This is a genomic window from Acinetobacter sichuanensis (assembly GCF_003024515.2).
GTDB classification, from domain to species: domain Bacteria; phylum Pseudomonadota; class Gammaproteobacteria; order Pseudomonadales; family Moraxellaceae; genus Acinetobacter; species Acinetobacter sichuanensis.
In genome coordinates, this window is sequence record NZ_PYIX02000016.1 from 1 (window position 1) to 23559 (window position 23559).

The following is a 23559-nucleotide window of genomic DNA, read 5'->3' on the forward strand; positions in this document are numbered from 1 at the left end:
TACTTTCTGCGGTTAAATAAAAATTACATTGAATTAATCCATATCTTTTTGCTCCTTAATTCCTAGCTTTACAGCTATCTTATGGCTTTCACCACGTCGTGGAACTTTATTATTTTTTAAAATTCGGTATACGAGGTCAGGTGAAAAATTATTATCTCGTGCCCATTCTGCGATTGAAATTCCTGATTTTATAAAATCATCTCGAACTTGCTTAATTGACTTGATCATATCAGACGAATTTTGAATAAATTTGACGAAAAAATATCGGATGGGAATGCTTAAGTCAAGTAATTATTTTTTATTTTAAGCTATTGTTTTTACTATAATAAATTAATTGAGAAACGTTTATTTATTCATTATATCGTCCATTAATTTAATATTTGATTTTATATTTTTAATATCATTCTCCATAGTTTCTTTATGGTTAATAAAATATTTCTCTAATGTTTTATCATCCGATAATAATGATTCTAGAAACTCAATATTATTTTCTTTATCTTTAATTTGATCTAAAAATTCTGTTTTCTTTTTAGAAAAAATCTCTTCCAATTTTTGCTTCTTTGTTCGATTCCTGAGTTCATTCATACGTGGTGTTTCGGTATAAGAAAAAACATTTTTTCTTGATGTTTCATGATTAACTTCTAAATATTGAAATCGTATTAAAACTTTTAAACCAGAATACATCAAACGCTTGGTCTTATCATTTCTGTAGATCTGATTAATATTAAGTTTTTCCCAAAATTGTTTGGCTTCCCAATTTTGAATTTCATAGTTATCGAATAATTCTAAGAATTCGTGATACAACGGCAAATGTACAGGTCTCTTCATGTTCAGTCTTTTAGTCTTTTATTAAAAATGAGGATTATAGTCCGTGGATATTTAATCCTCAATTAGTGATATTTCTATTTTTTGAACAATTTATTTTAAATGTTAGAATTATCTATTGAGATTGGTCAATTAATACGCAAAAAAAGAAAAGAGAAAAAAATTACACAAGAAGCTTTAGCGTTACAGTGTGGTATTGACCGCAGTTATATCGGTCGCATTGAGCGTGGCGAAGTAAACCTTACTGTTGAAAAGCTGTATGAAATCGCCACCGCACTAGAAGTAGACATGAAAGAATTATTGCCATAATTTTTAGCGTTTTTTTCCAGTACCATATCCTCCAAATACAGTCCGACCACCAATTTTCATAGACGTGTTCTCTATCAAGTCAAATTCGTCACGGGGTTCTTTAGAGTATTTTTTGTATTTTTCTATATAGTCTTCTTCGATCTCTGCTTTATGTGATTTAATTTCAGGTAATGGCCCTTTGTAAGTTTTTAGAAACTCCCCAAACATTTGATAATTCTCGTCTAAAAGAGTATTACTCTTACTCTTCTTTAATTTGTTATCTTCGATAAAAAAGCATGTACCAGTTCTATATTCAAACCATCTTACTGCTTTTAGATATTCGGTCCCTTTCAATTTTGTGAAATCCAAAACTTGCATAATAGGCGTGCTATCACTGTGTTCTTTATAATGCATCGCAGCAAAGACTGCTATTTGATGAAATAGCGTGGAATGTAAGAATTTTTTATGATCCAAAAATGGAGCTAGTTCTGATTTGGAAATTTCACTTACAGTTCTCAAAAGTTTCTGAAATCTGTCTTTGTTGCGTTTATATTCCTCACTTTTCATGCTCCTTCCTCTTTAGCGAATAGTTTATTTAATTTCTAATCTAGATGAATTTCTTGCATCTGTGAATAGGCTTTGTTGCACAAAGATTTCATAACTATATGATTTTAAAAGTTTTGATTATTTTTTGATCCAAAATTAAATTTATTTAAATCAGATGCTTACATATTTATGCAACAAAGCCGCTCTGTGATGACATCTGAAATTGCCCTATTAATATTGGTATAAAATTTAACCTCGCCTAAATAAAGATCTAATGTGCTCCCATCATAAACAACATGAACTGAATCAAACCCTTTAACAGTATCGTTTCTTGAGTCTTTAAAGAATATTTTAGAAATTGCAGGTGTTGTTTTAAAACATTGCCTTAAGATGATATGTAATATTAACTCACCAAACTCACCTCTACTCTGAAACTTATCAGTTTGATAAATTGATCTTGCTGCTTTTTGAAGCAATGCAACCGCATTATGCGCACTCATTGAACGCACTTCTTGATAATTCAAAGCAAACTCAGGCAACCATTGCATTACATGATTGGCAAACTGGGTTTCTCTCCATTCACCCAATTCGTATCCAGCACATACAGCAAGAAGGTTAGGATCTAAATCTGTTTTATGTATCCTTACTTCTAAAAAAGGCTCAGGCATTGCTAGTAAAGTTTGATTACCCATCATCTCGATATAATTTTATTATTCAATCGATTGCGTAATACTTTACCTTATTTTCATATTGAACATTTTAAATACAAATTGATCATTTTTATTAATTTTATTAAGTATTAGGAAAATACCTGAATTTGACCGAAAAGTTTTAGAGGTTTTAAGACAACCTTTAGAAGCAAGAGAAATTGTGATCTCTCGTGCATCACGACAAATTACTTTTCCTGCTAATTTTCAACTCATTGCAGCAATGAATCCTTGTCCGTGTGGTTATGCATTTAATCAAGACAGTCGTTGTCAATGTTCAAGTGAAGTCATCAAGCGTTATCAAAATCGTATTTCTGGTCCATTATTAGACCGTATAGATTTACACATTGATGTACCACCATTAAAAGCTCATGAACTGCAAAATGATGCTGTTACTGAAAACTCTACTGTCGTTCGAGAACGCGTTTTACAAGCTTATCATTTCCAAATCAATCGACAAGGTGCAACCAATCAAAATTTGTCGCCACAACAACTTGAAAGCTATGCTCGACTTGATCAAGCATCACAAAAAATGCTGGCAATGGCTCAGCAACGTTTAAATTTATCTGCACGTGCATATCATCGAATTTTACGTGTAGCGAGAAGTATTGCCGATCTGGCACAGTGTTCGGATATTAACAGTGCTCATCTGAGTGAGGCGTTGTCTTATCGCCAACAAGAATCTTGAGTATATATTTTTATTTATTTTTTAAATTACAAAAAAAGGCAACCACTGTTGCCTTTGATCTTTTATGCATGATTTCGCATTATTGTTATAGGGTTAGAATGCTTTAGTTAAAGTAAAAACAGCACCTGTTTCAACACCACGTTCAGCCGCAGATGTCCAGCCATCAGTGTCAATATTGGTACCAACGGCTGCAAGTTCTGCACTCAGACCTTGTACAGATTTAAAGCCATAGTTTACGCCCAGTTTCCAATCCACATAATTATCATCACCATTAAATGAGTACTTTTCTTTATCATCGACAACGGTATATCCAACTGCGGCAACACCACCAAATCCTGTAGCACCAAATGGCGCAGAATAACCAAAATTAATATTCCAGCTATTGGTATCTGCACCTGCATAGTCATTGGTAAAGTTAATATTGGTCAATAAACTATCTCCCGATACAACCGTGTCTTTTAAAGTCACTTTACCGTAGAGCTCAGCCCAATTTAAGTCGCTATAACTTGGATAGTTATAATAAACCACCCCAACATCAATGACAGGTTTCGTACTAAAATTTTCTAAAGTTGTTGAATAACCAATCGATGGGTCTAGTTCTAAATGTGGACCACCATCACCAAAATTAACATTTGAACCCCAAACACCTGCATAAAAACCTGATGAATGTGCCAAAGTAAACCCAGCCTGTACAGCAGGATCATTACTTGTTTGCGTGATGCCACGGAAACGATAATCACTGGTTAATGCTGCACTGCCTGAAAAAGTTAAGCCTAGATTTGAAAGTGAATTTTCTTCAGCCATACTGACTGTTGCGGTTGAAGCCAAGATGCCAAATGCTAAAAGTTTAGTGATAATTTGCATGTTTAATGCTCCCCCATCGCTCGGATGTTTATTCTTGGTTTAAATTGGTCAAACTCCTTAGGTATTTAGCAATTGCTATGCCAAACTTAAAAAAAGATTAAAAAAATCATCTTAAAAAATAATATCACTTTGTTTTTTTATTTAGTTTTTATATAAAAATTATTTTTCTACATTAAGTTTTTAAACATCACTAAAAAAGATAATATGCTTTGCTATAGTTGATTTATTGTCATATTTGTTTCATTTATTCACAAATTGCTTGGTCTCTTTGATTACATCAGCCGCTATATCGTTGCATTTATTTTATGATTCTTTTTTGGTCACTTATTTTTATACATTTTCCCCATGCACAAAAAAAGCGCATTTTATATCCAAATGCACTTTCTCATTCTCAGGTTTACTCTTAAAACAGTGATGCTTTAAAAGTGGTAATCTAAACCAAAAACCACATGATTATCAAAATCTTCACCTAAACGGTCTTCGCCACCCATGACATAATCAAGTGAAGCAACAATACCCGTTTCTGCAATACTTTTGCTTAAGCCTATACGTGCTTCATTAAATGCAAAATCTTGAGTGGTCTGAATTAGTTCATCGTCACGGCTACTGTTATAAGCAGAACCACCGACTGAAGCATTTAAAATAAAGTTTTGAGGCAATGGATGATTATAAGCCGCACTCAAATAGACATCTCCTGCATTACCAAATGAAGCATCAGCCAGTAAAACAGATGCAGCAAAAGTGACTTCTTTATAAGCTAACTCACCAAGCACATCAAATGCTGTGGTTTTTCTTTTATTTTCATCACCATAAATAGTACCGCCATGATGATATACATAAGCGGTTGCTTGTAGGTTGTAGCTTAAATCTGGATTAATCTCATTACCATACGCCACATAAAAATCATGTTCAAAACCATGATTACGGGTTTCATCTGTAGCATCATAATCTAATGTTGAACCCCAATAGCCCACGCTCATTCCACTTTTATGGGCATATTCCAAACCTGTTTGTATAGCAACTTTGTCATTTTCCACGCCACCACGATAAATATATTGAGATACAGCAGCAATATTTCCTGACCAGACCCCATTTGAAGTTGTTATTGGGGCTTGTGCTGCATAGAGCGCACTTGATGGCACTACAACACATAATGTCATCATTAATTTTTTAAATGAAAATGCTATCATTTTTCAACACATATAGAGGGAAAATTTAAGCGAAGAATTTTACTGGTTTTTTAAACTTTTGGTAAATTATTCAATCATTTTTACACTAGAACTTAAGTATTATTTCACTAAACTCAAACAACAATATCTGTTAAAAAGCTAAAGTTAGAAAATAAAATTGTTACAAATACTAGTTTTTCTGTAATTTAATTATACAATTCACTTATTTTAAATATATTGAAAAGCAACATTCAAGAGGCAGCCTTAATGCTAACCCAAAAAAAAATGACCTTAGTTGTCCTAATACAAGCTGCGCTGATCTCTACAGCTTATGCAAGTGAACAAAGTGAAGCAAAAGGATTTGTAGAAGACGCTGATGCATCTGTTCTATTTCGCACAGGCTTTATACATCGTGATAAAAAAAATGGCGTTGAAGACCAAAGCTCTTATGCCCAATCTGCAATTGTCAATGTAGACTCTGGCTTTACTCAAGGGATCGTCGGTTTTGGTGTTGGTGCTGTAGGCGATGGCTCAATCAAATTGGGTTCAAATAACCATGCTGGCAACAATATGATCCCGAAACATAACGATGGTTCTGCTTATGATCATTGGGCGCGTGGTGGAGCAAATGTAAAAGCTCGTTTTTCTAATACCACTGTGCGTTATGGTACACAAGTTTTAGATTTACCTGTTCTTGCAAGTAATACAGGTCGTATGGTTCCTGAGTATTTTGAAGGTACATTAATCACAAGCCGTGAAATTAAAAATTTAGAACTGACTGCGGGTAAATTTACTAAAAACCAAATGTCAGACCAAATTTCTACTGATGGAAATCACTTAGATAATGCCATCGTTTGGGGTGCAAAATATAAGTTTGATGATCAACTCAATGCTTCATATTATGGCTTAGATTCTAAAAATGCTTTAGAACGCCATTATGTAAATGCAAACTACAAGCTTCCACTTGCAGATAAAAGCTCTTTGACGTTGGACTTTAGTGGTTATCATACTGAATGGGACAAAGATGCAGCAACGTATTCTTCTACTATTGGCAATGAAAATATAGAAGGTCGTAGCAATAATATTTGGGCATTATCAGGTACATATAACCAAGGCGCTCATAGTGTTATGTTGGCTTACCAACAAAATACAGGCAATACAGGTTATGACTACAACACAAATGCCGATGGTTTCCAAAGTATCTATTTACCAAACTCATATTTGTCTGATTTTATTGGAAATCATGAAAAATCAGCGCAACTTCAATATAACTTAGACTTTAGCAATTATGGTGTAGCAGGACTTAACTGGACGACAGCATTTGTTTATGGTTGGGATATTAAAGTTGCGGGTCTTACTGATGATGCGCAAGAACGTGAATTCTTTAACCAAGTAAAATATACCGTTCAAAATGGTTTTGCTAAAGATGCAAGTTTACGTCTACGTCATTCATATTATCGTGCAAGTGATGACTACCAAACCAATGCGTATATTGGTGATACCAATGAATGGCGTGTATTCCTCGACATTCCAGTTAAATTATTCTAATTCTTCAAATATTTAAGATATAGAAACATTTTAAAACCTGCATTTTGATGCAGGTTTTTTTATGTTCTGCCAAGCAAATAGCTCATCGTTTGACTTGAACAGAAGATTTATCAACTGATTAATGTGTACGCTCTAAAATATGAATCGTTGCAGTACGTCCAGCAACAAAGGCTAATTCATTTTTTGGTAACTCATCTAACACAATTTTTACAGGTACACGCTGCGCTAAACGCACCCAACTAAAAGTAGGGTTCACATTTGCCAATAAACCTGAAGATGTAGTGCGCTCACGATCTTCAATCCCAGATGCAATGCCCTGTACATGCCCTTTGATTTTTTCAGAATTGCCCATTAATTGTATAGTCGCTGCATCACCTAAATGAATTTTATTCAGTTTAGTTTCTTCGAAGTATCCAACAACATACAGTTGTTTTCTATCCAATAAAGCAGCAACAGCTTGACCAACTTTGACATAATTTCCTACGCGCATATCAAAATTAGATAATGTCCCATCGGCTGGTGCAACAACTTCAGCACGATGCATATTTAACTCAGCTAAATGAAAACTACTGGTTGCAGCTTCGATTAAAGCTTTTTGTTGTTTAATATTGGCTTCTGACTGTTGAATAGCAGCTTGCAGTTGTTGATGTTCAGCATGTGACTGATCTCTTGCTGCAAACATTTGATCTTGTTCTTGTTTAGAGATCGCACCATTCATTAAGTCTGCATATCTCTGTGCATTTTTATCTGCCAGTTGAATATTCGCTTGTGATTTGATGAGGTTGGCTTGGGCTTGGGCAAGACCTGCTTCTGCTTCTGCTAAACCTGAGTTTGCTTTGGCTAAATCTGATTTGGCTTGCTCAACATCTAAGGTTTGTCGTGCAAGATCAATTTTAAATAACACTTGCCCTTTTTTGACTGTCTGGTTGTCTTGCACCAAAACTTCTGTCACCAAGCCAGAAATGTCTGAAGAAACTTGTATAACATCACCACGAACGCGTCCATCACGTGTCCACGGCTCAGCATTATAGTAATTCCATAAATGTAAAACACATATGATTGCCAGTATTGCAACTGTCAATAAACCTAGAGGACGTATCACTTTACGCATATCAAAGCTGTTCATTTTTACCTGACCTAATCATCAAATTCCACATTAATCCAAATACATCGTAAAAAGATGATGCACTCCCCACAGCAACAACACGTATATACACAAATTAAAAATACTCGGTAATGCAATCCAGCCTTGCGTCGCCCAACGATCAGTGACTAAATTGACTATTTTTAATAGCAAATACGCTAAAATTGCCTGTACTAAAAAAGTGGGAACATAAACACCATAAAGATTAAATTCACCCATTTTTAAACTCCAATACTGGCATGTTCGAGTGTATGATCTGCTGCACTTTGCTCATCTTGATGGCAAATACTATGCCGAATATTATTTACAGAAATCCATAAACGATGACGTATATCTCGATCTTCAATACTCTCTGCATCGACTTGAATTTCTTTTAGTTTCAGCAAAACTTGGTCTAAAGTTGTAGTGACTTGTTGTTTTTCTTTTTCACCTAGCCATAACTCTAAATACGTTTGTAATTGTGCAATTTGAGCAATCAGTGGCGAATTTTTTGGTAATTTTTCTGCCAACTCTTGTAGTCGAGTAAAATCAATCACTGCACTTGACTCAATCAGCGCCGCATTCATTTCATGTATTAACTCTTCTGACAGTACTTGCTTTGTATTGAGTACGCCAATACGGTCTAACATACTTCTTAAATGAATACGAAAGTTTGCACCATAATTCATACGTACCGCTTTTTTCATTGCCTGATAATGTAAAGACAAAATACGCTGTGCCGTCATATCAGGCGACATTGCACGAACCAAATGCACGATATACACAGAAATAATAGGTCCAATAATCGTGCCTATCGAAAAGTCAAAAAAAGCCACTTGATCTAAAAAGTAACGATTTTGAATATTCATCCCCATGACACCTGCCATAATCAGCGGTAGCCCTAAACCATTTAGCGGAGGATGCAAGTACAGCATGAGGCAAAAAATTAAAAAAGGTGCGAGTACAATCATGAGTTCTATAAATGAATGTACATGTGGAAAAATGCCATATGCATAAATAAAAACAATAATCGCAGCATAAAAACTAGCACGAATAAAAATCTTTAATGCAGGTACAGGATTATCAAGTGCAGTCAAAATACATGCACTAATGGCTGCCATTTGAGCCATCATAAAACCTGATGTCCACCCACTCAAAATCCAAATACTTGAAGCAACAATAATCGTTAAAAAAGCAGATAAACCACCCCGAACTGCCACACCATAATCACGGTGTAAACTTGGATAAGATGTTGTTAATGGCACAATCGCTTCAGGTAAAGTGGTATCACCTTGTTGCATTCTTTGCCAAATCAAACGGACAGCACGAACATTTTGAATAAAATGTCGGATATCCATTTTTAAACTTCCTAACATGACATATTGTGTGGGTTGTGCTTGTTTCAAAATCAATTCAAATTTTTGCTCAAAATCACTCGGCAAATGATTTAATTCAGATTCTAAAATTTGATGTTGATCATCTAAAAATGCGTCAACCTCGGTATGTAAATCTTGCAAAGCAGCTCTATAATGAAGGTCAATTTGATCTAATTGTTTCAGACGCTCTGACATTGCCACCAAGTTTGCAACCAACATAGTCACTTGATGCAATAACTCTTGCAAAGGTTTCGCCATGCTTTTAAGCTTTGATTTTTCATAGTTTAAATGCACAAGCATAGTATGAAGATCTGAAGTATCTCGTGCAATTTCTGCCAATAATTTTGTATAGTTTTTTTGCTGTGGATCAGGATGAGATAAAATAAGATCAAACAATTTTTGCGTATCGGTCATGGTTTTTACTACACGATTTTCAACCACAGGACCAATATGCATAGGTAAAATCGTACTTGTTACCACTGCACTACAAATTACACCTATCGAAATTTCTAAAAACCGCCCAAGCGCCATATCAAAAATAGAAATCTTGTCGATATAATAAATGCTATTAAAACAAATAATAACAGCAGTATAACCAGCCAACATCACCACATAACTACGTGGTGTCCGATCCAATAAAGACAGATAAAGGCAAATACCCAACCAACACGCCAAGACAAAAATAAAAAGCCACGGTGTATTAATCAAATAAGGAGTCACTGCAACTGCAAAAATTGCTCCAAAAGTTGTACCCAGTAAACGATATAGACTTTTTGAAGCCACCATACCTGAGTAGGGATTTGCGATCACAAAGACAGTCCCAATTGCCCAAATGGGATAACTTAAATTCAATTCAAATGCGATAAACAGCGCCAGCATACCTGCAATAAAAGTCTTTATTGCAAAGATCCAATCCAACTTATTGGGTCGAAATGCTAAAAGCTGTTTAGTCAATAACATGAATGATCTCTATTTCATTGGAATCAAAAGATTGAGAAATATCTTGCTGCACATTTTGAAACGACCAAAAAACTCGCCATTTGACCTAAAGTAAATAGCGCATTTATTTAGAGAATGTTAAAACACTGAAAAGAGAAAATAAAATCAGATAAAAATACTGTTTTATTCCAACTTAGAGATATAAATGGCAAAACATGATGCTGAGTGAGATTAAATAAAAGCTCAAAAATTCATCATTAGATATTTAATCTGTTAATTTTTTCAAAAAAAATAGACTTAGTCAACAAAAATATCTTATATTGATAATACAAATGAATTATTTTATATTTTAGTGAGAATAATCTATTTTTTCTCAGGCAGAAATAAAAATAAGTGAATATTATTTTTTTGCTATTTTCTCTTTAAAAATCCATAAGAAATAGCTCAAATCCTAGAGAATTTTCTCAGAATATCTGAATTGATTCGATTTATGATGAAATTCCTTTTTTTTTGATAATTTTTTGTTATAAAGTAACATTATAAAATTTATTTTTTGATTTACAGTTACTAAGTAGGTAATCAATGGCGCTTTCTAGTTTTGGTAAAATTCTCACCGTATTAGATTTATTTTCGGTGTCACGCCCAGTGATTAATGTTGATGTCATTTGCGAAGAACTAAACCTATCAAAACCAACAAGTTATAGATATCTTAAAGAATTAGTTTCAGCAGATATTTTACAACGTTTAAGTGGGACTTCAGGTGATTACACACTTGGACCTAAAATTGCAGTCATGGATTATATTTCAAGAACAACAGATCCATTGGTGCAAATCAGTAAACCCTTTATGCAAGAGATTTCTGAGCGTACAGAACTTTGCTGTCTACTCACCCAACTGAATGATCATTATTGTATTGATCTTCATCATGAAGTGTATCGTGATGAGACTTTATTAACTTATGGGCGTGGTTGCCCTCGTCCTGTGTATATGGGTTCATCGCCTAAAGTGATCATGGCACATCTTTCTAAACAAAATCTGCAAAATTACTATACCCGTTTTCAAAATGAGCTTGCTCAAGTCGGTTTTGCTGAAAGTGAAGAAAATTTCATTCAAAGAATGAAAAAAATCAAAAAACAAGGTCACTATTTTTCCCAAGGTGAGCTTGATCCAAACGTTTCTGGTCTTTCCATTCCAATTAAGTTTTCAAATAAAGAAGCACCATTAGCACTCACTGTTTTGGCATCAAAAAATCGTTTTGAGTATTTAAATTTGCAAAAATTGATTGAAACATTACAAGATTCTGCTTCACAAATTGAAAAGCGTTATCAGGCGCTGTCTGAAAATGACCAATTGTCTGAGCTAAACCCAAGCCCTAAATTATTTCCAATTCACATCTAAGGCAACATGATAATTTAAAGAAATTTTACAATTTCCATCATTGTAAATTTAAACTTTTTCTCATAATATGATTATGTTCTTCAGCACAAATGCTATTTAAGTATTGCTTTTGCGAAAACAATACTTCCTCAGAGAGTAGAAAACCGATATATCATATGTCGGTTTTTTATTGTCTGCTCACTTTGCAAAAATTGACATTTAAAAACATGAAAACGTCTGTTCAGTAATTGGCTAAAGCAACTCTTTTGGTAATAATGAAGTCGATAAAAATACTCGCCAATAATTTGAGAAAGCAAGCTTATGAATATTTTAATTGTACATGCACACCCTGAACCGCAGTCTTTTACCAATGCGCTAAAAAATACAGCGATTGAAGAATTAAAAAAATTAGGGCATCAGGTTGAAGTTTCTGATCTTTATGCCATGAATTTTAATCCTGTTGCCTGTGCAGCAGACTTTACTGAACGCGGTAATCCTGACTATTTAAATTATGCCTTAGAACAACGCCATGCCAGTAAACAACATGCTTTAGCTGATGATATTCAAGCTGAAGTGGAAAAAGTCCAAAAAGCGGATTTGCTGATTTTAAATTTTCCAATGTATTGGATGTCTATACCTGCAATTTTAAAAGGTTGGATTGATCGAGTATTTGTATCAGGGATTTTTTATGGCGGTAAACGTTTTTATAACCATGGTGGCATGTCAGGAAAAAAAGCCATGCTGAGCTTTACCCTTGGTGGACGTGATCATATGTTTGGAGATGGTGCAATTCATGGCTCACTTGAGAATATTCTGATTCCTATTCAGCGCGGAACACTGGCTTATGTTGGCTATGAAGTGTTAACTCCTTTTATTGCCTATCATGTGCCCTATATTTCTCATGAAGCTCGTGAACAAATGCTCATAGACTATCGTCAACATTTACAAAATATCGAAAATTTACCCTCTATCGCATTTCCAACCTTAGAGCAGTTTGATGACAAACTCTATCCTCTAAATCAAAATTAAAACCTATGCAGCATAAGTGCATCGCTTGTGCTGTATTTTTATAAAGTGAGCTTAATCTTTATTTTCTTTTTATATTTTCTAAATCTAAGCATGTTTCAGCGCTCACGCAAAACAAAAAAACCTTTCATCAAGAAAGGTTTTTTTAAACACATCAAGCAGTCATTTAAGGCTGTTTTAAATAAGGCCATGCCGCTTTTAGGTAAATGAACATTGACCAAAGCGTCAAGATCACAGCAGTATAAAGTAGTGCATAAGCTAACATTTCTAATGGTTGCCAATTCAGTAAAAATACTGTAATCGCAATCATTTGAAATGCCGTTTTATATTTCCCTACTGTAGATACAGCGACATTGGTGCGTGCGCCTAATTCTGCCATCCATTCACGTAATGCTGAAACGGTAATTTCACGTGAAATAATCACAATCGCAGCAAATGCCATTGCAATAGAAGGCTGCCATTGAACTAACACAATCAAAGCTGCTGCGACCATCAATTTATCTGCAACAGGATCTAAAAACCGCCCAAAAGCAGAAGTCTGATTCAAAGTTCTAGCGAGATAACCATCAAACCAGTCTGTGATTGCGGCAATTACAAAAATTGCCGTCAAAATCAAATGACGGGTCATGCCACCTTCATGCCCACCAACCCCAATTGCAGGAGGCCAATAAGCGATGGCTAGAAAAACAGGAATTAACGCAATACGAGCTAGCGTCAAGATATTTGGAATATTCAGGATACGACCTGTAGTCATAGACACCGCCAGTAAGTCCCCTATTTACCTATGGAAAAGGCAAACTGTAATTTAGAGTAAAGCTCTATTTCGTTAATACTTTAAACGATTCACATGAAACTGTCGACTAGGTAAAGACTGTTACTGTCTGTCTGGCAATAGCAATAAGTCGATTTTCACTGTCCCACAAATAAGCATGTTCAGTGGCATAACCATGCTCTGCATAATCTGTAACCACTTGATATTTAAACCAGTCATGTAAATGGCTTTGTAAAGGATGAACAAAAGTCACTTGCCATGTTAATGTACTTGCAGGTGCAGGCTTGCGAAACATCGGTAAAACCCCAGGTGGCCATACATCCATTAAGGTTAAAATATCAGGCAAAGTCATTGCACGTTGAGTATGAAAATTAGGATCAAAACGGCATAAGCCTTTGAAGTCAGGGGTTTTACTGCCTGACATTGGATATTGCCCATCTGTCCAAGCCAGTTGGAAATTTTGAACACATTCAGGGAATGGCAAGTTTTTAGGTAAAACATGAATGTCATCTATTGCAGGGAAAGCAGGCACTTTAGGTTCAAGTGCAACCTGAATGCGTGACTCACGCTGACTGCCAAAACTTGCAATTAAAATACTTTGTACAGCATCATTTTGCCATAAACGTACTTCGATGGTGGTGACAGACTTACCCTGACGTAAAATTTCCGCAGTCAATCTGACCGCTTTTTCCTCAATGGGTCCGACAAAAGTCACACTGCAACTGAGTAGTTTTTTGCAAGCGTCATCAATGGTATGTGTGGCTTTATGGATCAACACGCCTGCCACCAAACCACCAAAGATTGTTCGTCCTTGTAGCCAGCCCTTTGGAAACTCAAATTCGCTGTTTTGTTCAATATCCTGATACAACTGTGCCAATACAGACATAGGTTTTCTCATTAAAACGTTGTGGTTTACTATGCCTATAGATAGTTCACTTGTGAATGATCAATGACTGTCGGGTCAATGAGTATTTCGGCAAATGAATACTGCAATGCTTACAAATTTTCAAGATTTAATACAAGCGGTTCACCTAACCACTGTGCCCCCTCAGTATGTGCAAGATATTCATTTTCCCATAAAGGATGAATCAACACAGATAACCCTAAATTACGACGATCCAATGTATTTTTCAACTGCGGCAAAACAGCTTGATCAAATGCCAATTGAAACATAGGTTTGGTATGTGGTCCTACCAATTTTTGATGTATACGACCATAACTCATGGTTTCACCAAACTCTTGCTGTAGTTGCACATAAAGCGACTCTATCAGCTCAATTTGCGTCAAATCAAAATAGATATGTGCATGATATTTCATAAATTTATAACATCCAAAACGTTTAAACCTGCATTGCAAAAAGTTTGAGTCAATGACTGACTATTCGTGTAACACCTTATAAATAGTTCTCGCCATCACATCACCCAAGCCGGGCACAAGTTTCAGATCATTTTCAGAGGCTTTCAATACACCCTGAATCCCACCAAAATGGGTCAATAAATCACGACGGCGTTTTGGTCCAAGTCCCGAAATAGCTTCCAACACTGAACCACCACGGCGTTTATCTCGTTTGGCACGATGTTTCGTGATCGCAAAACGATGCGCCTCATCCCTTACCTGTTGAATCAGATGCAAGGCTTTATTGTCCTCAGGCAACTGAATTTTAGTGCCATCCGTAAAATGTAAGGTTTCCAAGCCCGGTTTACGTCCTTCACCTTTGGACACACCGACCATAAAGGCTTCCAGTCCCAGCTCCTGCATGACTTCCATTGCCATATGGAGTTGACCTTTACCGCCATCAATCAACAGTAAATCAGGTAACATGGCTTTTTTATAGCGTCGGGTCAGTGCCTGACGCATTGCGGCATAGTCATCACCGCCTGTAATATCTTCAATGGAAAACTGACGATAATCACGTTTACGTGCGCCACCTGCATCAAAAACCACACAGGATGCAATGGTCGCTTCGCCCATAGTATGCGAAATATCAAAACACTCGATGCGGTCAATCGGACGTCCACAGACTTTTTCCAGTTGATGAAAGCGTTCATTTAACTCCAGATGATTGGCTAACTTGCCTTTAATGGCATGCTGAACATTCATTTCCGCCAACTCAAGCCATTCGGCACGGGTTTCACGTACTCTGTGTTTAATCTGAATTTTCTGCTCAAACTGCTGTTGTAAGCCTTCCTCAAGCTGTTTTTGATCGGGAATGGCAACATTGACAATCAACTCACTCGGCACTTCATCAGCGACCTGAAAGTAGAAATTTGCCATAAAATCCGACAGCATTTGCCCCAAATCATCACCGAGCATGTCAGGAAAATAACTTTTTCCGCCTAACATTTTACCGTTACGCACATGCATGATTTGCACACAGGTCACCCCTGCTTGATAAGCAATCGCTAAAATGTCCGCTTCGCCTTTGACTTTATAAATGGCTTGCTGTGCCTGTACATCACGTAATAAAGCCATGCGATCGCGATAGAACACCGCTTTTTCAAATTCCAAATTTTCTGCCGCTTGTTCCATTTTCTGAATCAATTCCTGATTCAGTTCTTTGGTATCGCCTTTTAAAAAACGGATCGAGTTCTGCACATCTTCATTATAGGCTTCAGGACTGATCAGACCGACACAAGGCGCAGTACAACGCTTGATTTGATACTGTAAACATGGACGTTTACGCTGTGAAAAATAGCTGTTTTCACATTGACGTACATTAAATAATTTTTGCAGAACCAATAAAGTATCTCGTGCATTATAAGCACTCGGATAAGGTCCAAAAAACTTACCGACCTGATGTTTTCCTTTACCTCGCCCTGCGGCAATTCGTGGATAAGGTTTATCTGCGGAAACAAAGATATAGACGTAAGATTTGTCGTCCCGCAACATGATGTTATAAGGTGGACGGTGCAGTTTAATCAGGTTTTGTTCGAGCAATAGAGCTTCGGTTTCTGAACGCACGATCAGTGTTTCTATATTATAAATACGTGCAACCAACGCCTGCGTTTTTGGATGTTCAATGGTTTTAACAAAATAACTCGACACACGATTTTTTAGATTTTTAGCTTTGCCGATATAAAGTAAATCACCATCTTTGCCCAACATCTTGTAGACACCCGGCAATGTGGTCATATTGGCTAAAATCTTTTCGATATTTTCACGTGCGTTTTCGTTCACTGTTGACCTATCATTCTCATTTCTACTGCATAATGTCGTGCTTTTTCATCCAATTTCAAGCACTCATTCTACAAACTATGCAGAATGTATAAATTTAGCAATGACCTGATTGTTAAAAGTGATTTTTATCAAAAGAAATAAATTTGGAGATGTTCTAAATAGTATGCTGATTATGATAATACTGAAATGAATGAAAAATATTCAAGCACAGCCTCATTTATATTACAAAGTTTGTACTTTTTTGCGTAGGTGATGCCTTACTTTTTAAGGATAAAAAGTAACAAAAATCCTTTGTTGGACAAAAGGGGATATCCTATCGCCCTTGTCCAACGGCGACATCCATGTCGCCCTGCGATAGCACTACCACGTTAATCTTTAATTTTGCATAAGATCTACTACAAAATGTAAAGTACTTGGTGTCTAGTTTCTTAAATATCGCTCAAAAATTTCTGAAAAATCATAATTTTCAATCTCTTTAATACGCTGGTTTGCATATTCTTCAACTTGATGTGCTGTTTGATTAATAATTTCAGGTAAATTTAAAATCACTTGCTCACTCAGCTCACGTAAATTAAACATTTTTTGCACATTTTCATTACTTTGCAGCAAAATATTACGTTTACGATTAATTTCCCTACATGTTTCACCAAGGGTAAATAAGGCTTTATATAAATCACGAATTTTTTCGATTTGCTTTTTATCAATATCAATAGAGAATGTTTGTTCGCCTAGTTGAAATTTAATTTCTGCATCTAAATCCACTGTACCTGCGGTTTCAAGCAATACATTTTTGATTGGATGATGTTTATATAAGTAACGGTAAAGCATGCGCTTTTTACTCATGGCACTTTTACCATCTAGGTGCATAAAAGCCACATTGGTAAAACAATATTCATCAGTCTTACTTTTAATGACGAAGAAAATTTTTTCATTGTCTTCATGAAAAATATAATCATCAATATCGGTTTTATTAAATTCATGTGGCTCAATAATGACCCCAATATCACTTATTCCCATGACTTCAGAGGCTAAATTTTTAAACATTTTTTATTCCATCCCAATAACACCCTTCTCAATTTAACAGTTCATGTGTGCGGTACAAGCTTAAAATTGTTATTTAGCTGCAAAATCATTTCCCATAAAAAAACGCCCCAAAAGGCGTTCTATAAAATACAAACTGAGCTTTTAAAAAACATAAGGACGTACAAAAATAAGGAAGAAAATTCCTAACATCAAAAACCATTTTAGAAAATAATACAATTTACGATTGGTTTTCTTTAATGCTTTGGCTTTGATCCGAATTTGGTAAACATAACCAAAAACTTTATTTAAACCACCTGTTTGATCACCTGCTTCATTTGGTGAACTCGCTGCAGTCATCACTTTTTTACCAAACCAATAATTAAAACGTTCCATCCATTTTGTGGTTAATGGACGCTCAACATCAGCAAAGAAAATGATACGATTTTGATCAGTTTTATTTTCAGCATAATGAATATAGGTTTCATCAAAGACTACGCTTTCACCATCACGCCATGAATATTTTTGCCCATCGACATCAATAAAACAGCGGTCATCATTGGGTGTAATTAAACCCAAATGATAGCGCAAAGAACCTGCATAAGGATCACGATGGCGAACCAAACGACTATCAGGCGCAAGCTCTGTAAACATCGCGGCTTTAATGGTTGGCAATGTTTTTAATAAAGCTGTAGTTTTTGGGCAAAGATCTGCCGCAGAAGGATGTGCGGAGTCATACCATTTTAAATAAAAACGCTTCCAGCCTGTCTTAAAAAATGAATTAAAACCTAAGTCATCATAACTGCTCGACGCTTTAATACCACCTTGTGTATATAAAGCTCGTGCTTCATCACGAATCATTTCCCAGTTCTCATCCAACACTTTTAAGTCTTTAAAATGTTGAGTGTCAATATACGGTTGATTTGGCACTTTAGAGAACATATACATTAAGAAATTAATCGGTGCGAGGATCGTGGAATGGTCAAAAAATTGACGATAAAACGAATGTCGCACCTTACCGCGATTTTGGATATACAACGCTGAAATCACAAAAATCGCCAATATGATCCATTTAATCATATAGCACTCTTTCAAATATTCAGGGGGGGAATGCACCTTGTTAAAGGTGTAAGTTCGAAGGATAGAACCTTAAGATGATCAAATTTTAGCAAAAGCAACAAATAAAATCTGTATTATTTTTATCCTTTACCCTTTTTTACTTACTCACTACCATAAAAACACCCCTACTTTTCTCAATAAAAATAGGGGCATAGCACAACCAAATAAAATAATATTCACTTAATCAAATTTAGCGATCCCAATTTAATCCTCGTAATGCAACTAAAGATTTTGCTGCCGTTTCATTATAGATATAACAACCTGTGTTAATTTCTGCGATACGTAATTGAGTATTTCGTTTCTGCTGTTTATCTGTCAAAGTTGTCAGCAATTGATTTAATACTTTTGCTTCTTGTTGAAGTGTTCGCTCAAAGTTTGGATTAAACTCGGCTGCATAGAGTCGATTTTGGAACTCAACGGCTGTGCCATCTTTTGGATTTATTCCAAAATCTAAATCATAAACGGTTGACCAAGGAATTGATTGCCAAATACCACTTGCATAACGATAGTTTAAACCATTTTTTTGCTGATTAAGCTGATCAACATACATTAGATTTTCATCATCAAAATCTTCAAAAGACTGCTTAATTTCATTATCAGTGTTGACATCAAAGTTGAAAGAATCTACTTGATCTTTTTGAGAAATAAGACGATAGCAGCTACTGCCATTTGGAAAACGCTCTGATCCATAACTATTTAAGAAAATACGTGCATAAGCATAGGCATTCTCACTGTCAAAACCAAGTTGACGATAAGCAGGAAAAACCGTATCAAACATATTTTTGCCTGATAAGTTAACTTTTTCAAATCTCCAATCAGATTTTACCGCACCAATGGTATTGAATGTCCAATGCGTTAAACCATCTAAATCAATTGTATTTTGTGCAATATCTTTGGGTGTATAAAGCTTATTTTCAGTTAATAGATAATAACCAAGTGCTTTATTTGATTTTGAGTCTTTGAATTGTTTATTTTGAACTTCAATATAGCTCGCTCTTAAACGATCTGTAATTTTAGATGTTGAGTATTGTATATAATAATAACGAGTGCCATTTGCTAAAGAGTCTTTAGATTCAGTGTTATAGTCGTCATCTGAACCACCTCCACCACCACAGCCAGTCAAAACAAAAGATGTAGCGACCATAGATAACAATAATTTTTTTGTGAACATTCGTATTCAACTTATTTCTCATTTTTAAGTTTAAAATAATATCTATGTCTCAAAAAAAGTACAATTTTCTTTTTGCATTTTGTTTAACCAAAATCATTATTTTTGTATCAAGCATTGACCTAAATGACCAAAACAATACAAATAAATAAAAGCATCTTAAAACACTTTTTCATGAAAAAAGATTTGTATTTTCCATAAATTTATAATAAAAATAATGTATTAACTATAGATATAAGCACAACAATCAAAACTCAACATCAATGATGAGATTTATGCAAAAAAAAATTCATGACCCTTGCGTCACGGCTTGATACAACTTGTTATGTTCTTTTTAGATATAGTTATCGTAAGATTAGAGAAGTCGAAATGTGTGTAGAAAAAACACACATGTACTTCAAAACATCAACGTAGAAGTCCTCCAAAAAAAGGAGATCAGGGCATGATCCACGCTGGCAATGCCATTACCGTCCAATTGCTTTCGGACGGAATCGCAGAATTCCGCTTTGACTTACAAGGTGAGTCGGTTAACAAATTCAACCGTGCAACGATTGAAGATTTTAAAGCCGCTATTGAAGCTGTAAAAAATAACAGTGAAGTAAAAGGTTTAATCGTAACAAGTGGTAAATCAACATTTATTGTTGGTGCAGATATCACTGAATTCGGTGAAAATTTTAAACAAGGCGAAAGCGCAATCGTGGAATGGGCAATGCCTGTTCACGAAATTTTCAATGCTTTTGAAGATTTAGATATTCCTAAAGTCGCTGCGATCAATGGGATTGCATTAGGCGGCGGTTTTGAAATGTGCTTAGTGTGTGACTATCGTGTCATGTCTGAAGCAGCTGTAGTCGGTCTACCGGAAGTTAAACTTGGGATCATTCCTGGTTTCGGTGGTACTGTTCGTTTAAGCCGTGTGATTGGTATCGACAATGCTGTCGAGTGGATTGCAACGTCAGCAAACAAAAAACCTGCTGCTGCACTCAAAGATGGTGCTGTAGATGCGGTTGTTGCTGCAGACAAACTTCAAGACGCTGCGATTGATCTTGTTAAACAAGCAATCTCTGGTCGTTTAGACTGGAAAGCAAAACGTCAAGAAAAATTAGAGCCTGTTAAACTCGACATGCTTGAACAAATGATGGCGTTTAACTCATCTAAAGGTGTGGTTCTTGCGAAAGCAAACCCTGCACAATACCCTGCGCCTAAACTTCTTCTTGATTCACTGCAAGCAGGTGTCAGCCAAGGTCGTGATGCAGCATTGAAAATTGAAGCTGAAGCATTTGCTAAAGCTGCGATTACACCACAAGCAGGTGCATTGATCGGTTTATTCATCAATGACCAAGTTGTGAAAAAAGCCTCGAAGAAACATGAGAAAGGTGCTCATCCTGTCAACCAAGCAGCTGTTTTAGGTGCGGGTATCATGGGTGGTGGTATCGCTTACCAAGCGGCAAGCAAAGGTACACCAATCATCATGAAAGATATTGGTAATCCACAACTTGCTTTGGGTATGAAAGAAGCAAATGGCTTGTTGACTAAACAAGTTGAACGTAAGCGTTTAACACCTGCGAAAATGGGTGAAACCCTTGCTCGTATCCGTCCTACTTTAAGCTATGACGAGTTTAAAGAAGTGGATATCGTGATCGAAGCGGTCACTGAAAATCCGAAGATCAAAGAAGCTGTTCTTAAAGATACAGAAAGCAAAGTACGTGAAAATACCATCATTGCTTCAAATACATCAACAATTTCAATCACGCGTCTTGCAAATGCATTGGCTCGTCCTGAAAACTTTGTCGGCATGCACTTCTTCAACCCAGTTCACATGATGCCTTTGGTTGAAGTGATCCGTGGTGAAAAAACCTCTGAAGAAGCAATTGCAACCACTGTTGTGTTAGCTCAAAAAATGGGTAAAACACCAATCGTTGTCAACGACTGCCCGGGCTTCCTTGTAAACCGTGTATTGTTCCCTTACTTCGGTGCGTTTGACCTTCTGCTTAAAGATGGTGCTGACTTCCAACAAATCGATAAAGTGATGGAAAAATTCGGTTGGCCTATGGGTCCTGCTTACTTGATGGACGTTGTCGGTATCGACACGGGCGTTCATGGTGCAGAAGTCATGGCTGAAGGCTTCCCAGACCGTATGAAACCTGATTATAAAGGTTCAATCCAAGCGATGTATGAAGCAAAACGCCTAGGTCAAAAGAACGATGTCGGTTTCTATAAATACGTTTTAGACAAAAAAGGTAAGAAAGCGAAAACTGTTGATCCAACAGCGTATGACGTGATTGCATCAGGTGTTACGGGTGAAAAACGTGAGTTTGATGCTCAGGAAATCATTGACCGTATGATGCTTGCATTCTGTAACGAAACTGTTCGTTGCTTAGAAGACAACATTGTTGCGACACCAAACGAAGCAGATATGGCGATGATCATGGGTGTAGGTTTCCCTCCATTCCGTGGCGGTCCAGCACGTTATATCGACCAGACAGGTGTTGCTGAATACGTTGCACTTTGCGACAAGTATGCACACTTAGGTAAGGCTTATGAAGCGCCACAGATGTTGCGTGACATGGCTGCTAACAACAAAAAATTCTACGGTTAAGGAGCGACGTGAATGGCTACTTTAAATCCGCGTGACGTTGTCATCGTTGATGGCGTACGTTCTGCAATGGGTAAAACCAAAAACGGTATGTTCCGCAATGTACGTGCTGACAGCTTATCTGCTGAGTTAGTTCGTGCTTTAGTTGCTCGTAACCAATTTGATGTCAACGAAGTTGAAGATGTGATCTGGGGTTGTGTTAACCAAACTTTAGAGCAAGGTATGAACATTGCTCGTAACATCGTGTTATTGGCAGATCTTCCTAAGACTGTTGGTGGTCAAACGGTTAACCGTCTTTGTGGTTCTTCTATGCAGTCAATCCACACTGCTGCGGCTCAAATTGCAACCAACCAAGGTGATATTTTCATCATCGGTGGTGTTGAGCATATGGGTCACGTTGGCATGATGCACGGTATCGACCTAAACCCTGAAGCATCTAAACACTATGCAAAAGCGTCTAACATGATGGGCTTAACGGCTGAAATGTTAGGTCGTATGAATGGCATTAGTCGTGAAGAACAAGACGCATTTGGTGTTGAATCTCATCGCCGTGCTTGGGCTGCTACACAAGAAGGTCGTTTCAAAAACGAAATCGTAGGTGTTGAAGGTCATGATGCCAATGGTTTCAAAATCCTATGTGATATCGATGAAGTGATTCGTCCAGATGCTAACCTTGAAGCATTCCAAGGTTTACGTCCTGTATTTGATCCTAAAGGTGGTACGGTAACGGCTGCGACTTCTTCTGCATTGTCTGATGGTGCATCTGCAATGTTGTTGATGTCTGCTGAACGTGCGCAAGCTTTGGGTCTTAAGCCACGTGCTGTGATTCGCTCTATGGCAATTGCAGGTTGTGATGCTGCGATCATGGGTTATGGTCCTGTTCCTGCGACTCAAAAAGCACTGAAACGTGCAGGTTTAACAATGGATGATATCCAAACCATCGAGTTGAACGAAGCGTTTGCTGCTCAAGGTCTTTCTGTAATGAAAGGTTTGAACATCTATGACAAACAAGACATCATTAACTTGAACGGTGGTGCGATTGCGTTAGGTCACCCATTGGGTTGTTCTGGTGCACGTATTACAACGACATTGCTTAACGTAATGGAGCAACAAGATACTCAAATCGGTCTTGCGACCATGTGTATCGGTCTTGGTCAAGGTATCGCGACAATTATCGAACGTGTTTAATTTTTAATTAAACTCCGATAAAAAGAACCCCGCTTATTGCGGGGTT

At 36.5% G+C, this 23559-nt stretch carries 22 protein-coding genes and 1 pseudogene; 7 read left to right on the forward strand and 16 right to left on the reverse strand.

Annotated elements, in window-relative coordinates; translation table 11 throughout:
• Window positions 1-33: 33 nt before the first annotated feature.
• The gene (locus C9E89_RS10780; RefSeq protein WP_005401752.1) at window positions 34-228 is read right to left on the reverse strand and encodes a DNA-binding protein; all 195 of its coding nucleotides are present in this window, start codon (window positions 226-228) and stop codon (window positions 34-36) included.
• A 117-nt stretch (window positions 229-345) separates the two neighbouring features.
• Window positions 346-828 (reverse strand): hypothetical protein, encoded by a 483-nt coding sequence (locus C9E89_RS10785; protein ID WP_017386453.1) that lies wholly within the window; start codon window positions 826-828, stop codon window positions 346-348.
• 99 nt (window positions 829-927) lie between these two features.
• On the opposite strand from C9E89_RS10785, the gene C9E89_RS10790 reads away from it, so the two are divergent.
• Entirely contained in the window at window positions 928-1134 is a 207-nt protein-coding gene (locus C9E89_RS10790; RefSeq protein ID WP_005401581.1) for a helix-turn-helix domain-containing protein, read from the forward strand.
• 3 nt (window positions 1135-1137) lie between these two features.
• Here C9E89_RS10790 and C9E89_RS10795 read toward each other — a convergent pair whose 3' ends face one another.
• Together C9E89_RS10795 and C9E89_RS10800 are read right to left on the reverse strand one after the other, a co-directional pair.
• Window positions 1138-1680 carry a hypothetical protein gene (locus C9E89_RS10795; protein ID WP_107008363.1) on the reverse strand — a complete coding sequence of 181 codons (543 nt, stop codon included), beginning with the start codon at window positions 1678-1680 and terminating at the stop codon, window positions 1138-1140.
• Between the two features lie 158 nt (window positions 1681-1838).
• Window positions 1839-2351, reverse strand: a complete 513-nt coding sequence (locus C9E89_RS10800) for a HamA C-terminal domain-containing protein (RefSeq protein ID WP_213069637.1) — start codon at window positions 2349-2351, stop codon at window positions 1839-1841.
• Between the two features lie 115 nt (window positions 2352-2466).
• On the opposite strand from C9E89_RS10800, the pseudogene C9E89_RS10805 reads away from it, so the two are divergent.
• A pseudogene (locus C9E89_RS10805) lies at window positions 2467-3054 on the forward strand (ATP-binding protein); the annotation flags it as partial.
• A 93-nt stretch (window positions 3055-3147) separates the two neighbouring features.
• On the opposite strand, the gene C9E89_RS10810 reads toward C9E89_RS10805, so the two are convergent.
• A complete protein-coding gene (locus C9E89_RS10810; protein ID WP_107008365.1) occupies window positions 3148-3918 on the reverse strand; it encodes a TorF family putative porin in 771 nt (256 codons plus the stop codon).
• A 419-nt stretch (window positions 3919-4337) separates the two neighbouring features.
• A complete protein-coding gene (locus C9E89_RS10815) occupies window positions 4338-5108 on the reverse strand; it encodes a TorF family putative porin (RefSeq protein WP_107008366.1) in 771 nt (256 codons plus the stop codon).
• Between the two features lie 246 nt (window positions 5109-5354).
• On the opposite strand from C9E89_RS10815, the gene C9E89_RS10820 reads away from it, so the two are divergent.
• Entirely contained in the window at window positions 5355-6635 is a 1281-nt protein-coding gene (locus C9E89_RS10820) for an OprD family outer membrane porin (protein WP_107008367.1), read from the forward strand.
• A gap of 118 nt (window positions 6636-6753) precedes the next feature.
• Here the strand turns inward: C9E89_RS10820 and C9E89_RS10825 are convergent, their stop codons facing one another.
• The 3 genes from C9E89_RS10825 to C9E89_RS10835 are packed head-to-tail and all read right to left on the reverse strand — an operon-like array spanning window position 6754 to window position 10094.
• Complete coding sequence (locus C9E89_RS10825) at window positions 6754-7761, reverse strand: HlyD family secretion protein (protein ID WP_107008368.1); 1008 nt, start codon at window positions 7759-7761, stop codon at window positions 6754-6756.
• A gap of 30 nt (window positions 7762-7791) precedes the next feature.
• Window positions 7792-7998, reverse strand: coding sequence for a DUF1656 domain-containing protein (locus tag C9E89_RS10830; protein WP_107008369.1), 207 nt, complete (start codon window positions 7996-7998; stop codon window positions 7792-7794).
• A 2-nt stretch (window positions 7999-8000) separates the two neighbouring features.
• On the reverse strand, window positions 8001-10094 hold the full coding sequence (locus C9E89_RS10835; RefSeq protein ID WP_107008370.1) for an FUSC family protein: 2094 nt from the start codon (window positions 10092-10094) through the stop codon (window positions 8001-8003).
• Between the two features lie 561 nt (window positions 10095-10655).
• Between C9E89_RS10835 and C9E89_RS10840 the strand changes: the two genes are divergently transcribed.
• Both C9E89_RS10840 and C9E89_RS10845 read left to right on the forward strand, forming a co-directional pair.
• Window positions 10656-11471, forward strand: coding sequence for an IclR family transcriptional regulator (locus C9E89_RS10840; protein WP_107008371.1), 816 nt, complete (start codon window positions 10656-10658; stop codon window positions 11469-11471).
• Window positions 11472-11771: 300 nt separating this feature from the next.
• Complete coding sequence (locus C9E89_RS10845) at window positions 11772-12479, forward strand: NAD(P)H-dependent oxidoreductase (protein ID WP_107008372.1); 708 nt, start codon at window positions 11772-11774, stop codon at window positions 12477-12479.
• 163 nt (window positions 12480-12642) lie between these two features.
• Here C9E89_RS10845 and pgsA read toward each other — a convergent pair whose 3' ends face one another.
• The 7 genes from pgsA to C9E89_RS10880 form a co-directional block, all read right to left on the reverse strand.
• Window positions 12643-13230, reverse strand: a complete 588-nt coding sequence (gene pgsA / locus C9E89_RS10850; RefSeq protein ID WP_107008373.1) for a CDP-diacylglycerol--glycerol-3-phosphate 3-phosphatidyltransferase — start codon at window positions 13228-13230, stop codon at window positions 12643-12645.
• A 106-nt stretch (window positions 13231-13336) separates the two neighbouring features.
• Window positions 13337-14134 (reverse strand): thioesterase family protein, encoded by a 798-nt coding sequence (locus tag C9E89_RS10855; protein WP_107008374.1) that lies wholly within the window; start codon window positions 14132-14134, stop codon window positions 13337-13339.
• Window positions 14135-14244: 110 nt separating this feature from the next.
• Entirely contained in the window at window positions 14245-14565 is a 321-nt protein-coding gene (locus C9E89_RS10860) for a DOPA 4,5-dioxygenase family protein (protein ID WP_107008375.1), read from the reverse strand.
• A gap of 60 nt (window positions 14566-14625) precedes the next feature.
• Window positions 14626-16425: an excinuclease ABC subunit UvrC gene (gene uvrC / locus C9E89_RS10865; protein ID WP_107008376.1), complete on the reverse strand. Its 1800-nt coding sequence runs from the start codon at window positions 16423-16425 to the stop codon at window positions 14626-14628.
• A gap of 420 nt (window positions 16426-16845) precedes the next feature.
• A complete protein-coding gene (locus C9E89_RS10870) occupies window positions 16846-17469 on the reverse strand; it encodes a PH domain-containing protein (RefSeq protein ID WP_107008377.1) in 624 nt (207 codons plus the stop codon).
• 141 nt (window positions 17470-17610) lie between these two features.
• A complete protein-coding gene (gene lpxO, locus C9E89_RS10875; RefSeq protein WP_107008378.1) occupies window positions 17611-18525 on the reverse strand; it encodes a lipid A hydroxylase LpxO in 915 nt (304 codons plus the stop codon).
• Between the two features lie 229 nt (window positions 18526-18754).
• Entirely contained in the window at window positions 18755-19735 is a 981-nt protein-coding gene (locus C9E89_RS10880; RefSeq protein WP_107008379.1) for a hypothetical protein, read from the reverse strand.
• 439 nt (window positions 19736-20174) lie between these two features.
• Here C9E89_RS10880 and fadB point away from each other — a divergent pair, with 439 nt between their 5' ends.
• Window positions 20175-22328 carry a fatty acid oxidation complex subunit alpha FadB gene (gene fadB / locus C9E89_RS10885; protein WP_107008380.1) on the forward strand — a complete coding sequence of 718 codons (2154 nt, stop codon included), beginning with the start codon at window positions 20175-20177 and terminating at the stop codon, window positions 22326-22328.
• A gap of 12 nt (window positions 22329-22340) precedes the next feature.
• The gene (gene fadA / locus C9E89_RS10890) at window positions 22341-23513 is read left to right on the forward strand and encodes an acetyl-CoA C-acyltransferase FadA (protein WP_107008381.1); all 1173 of its coding nucleotides are present in this window, start codon (window positions 22341-22343) and stop codon (window positions 23511-23513) included.
• Window positions 23514-23559 lie beyond the last annotated feature (46 nt).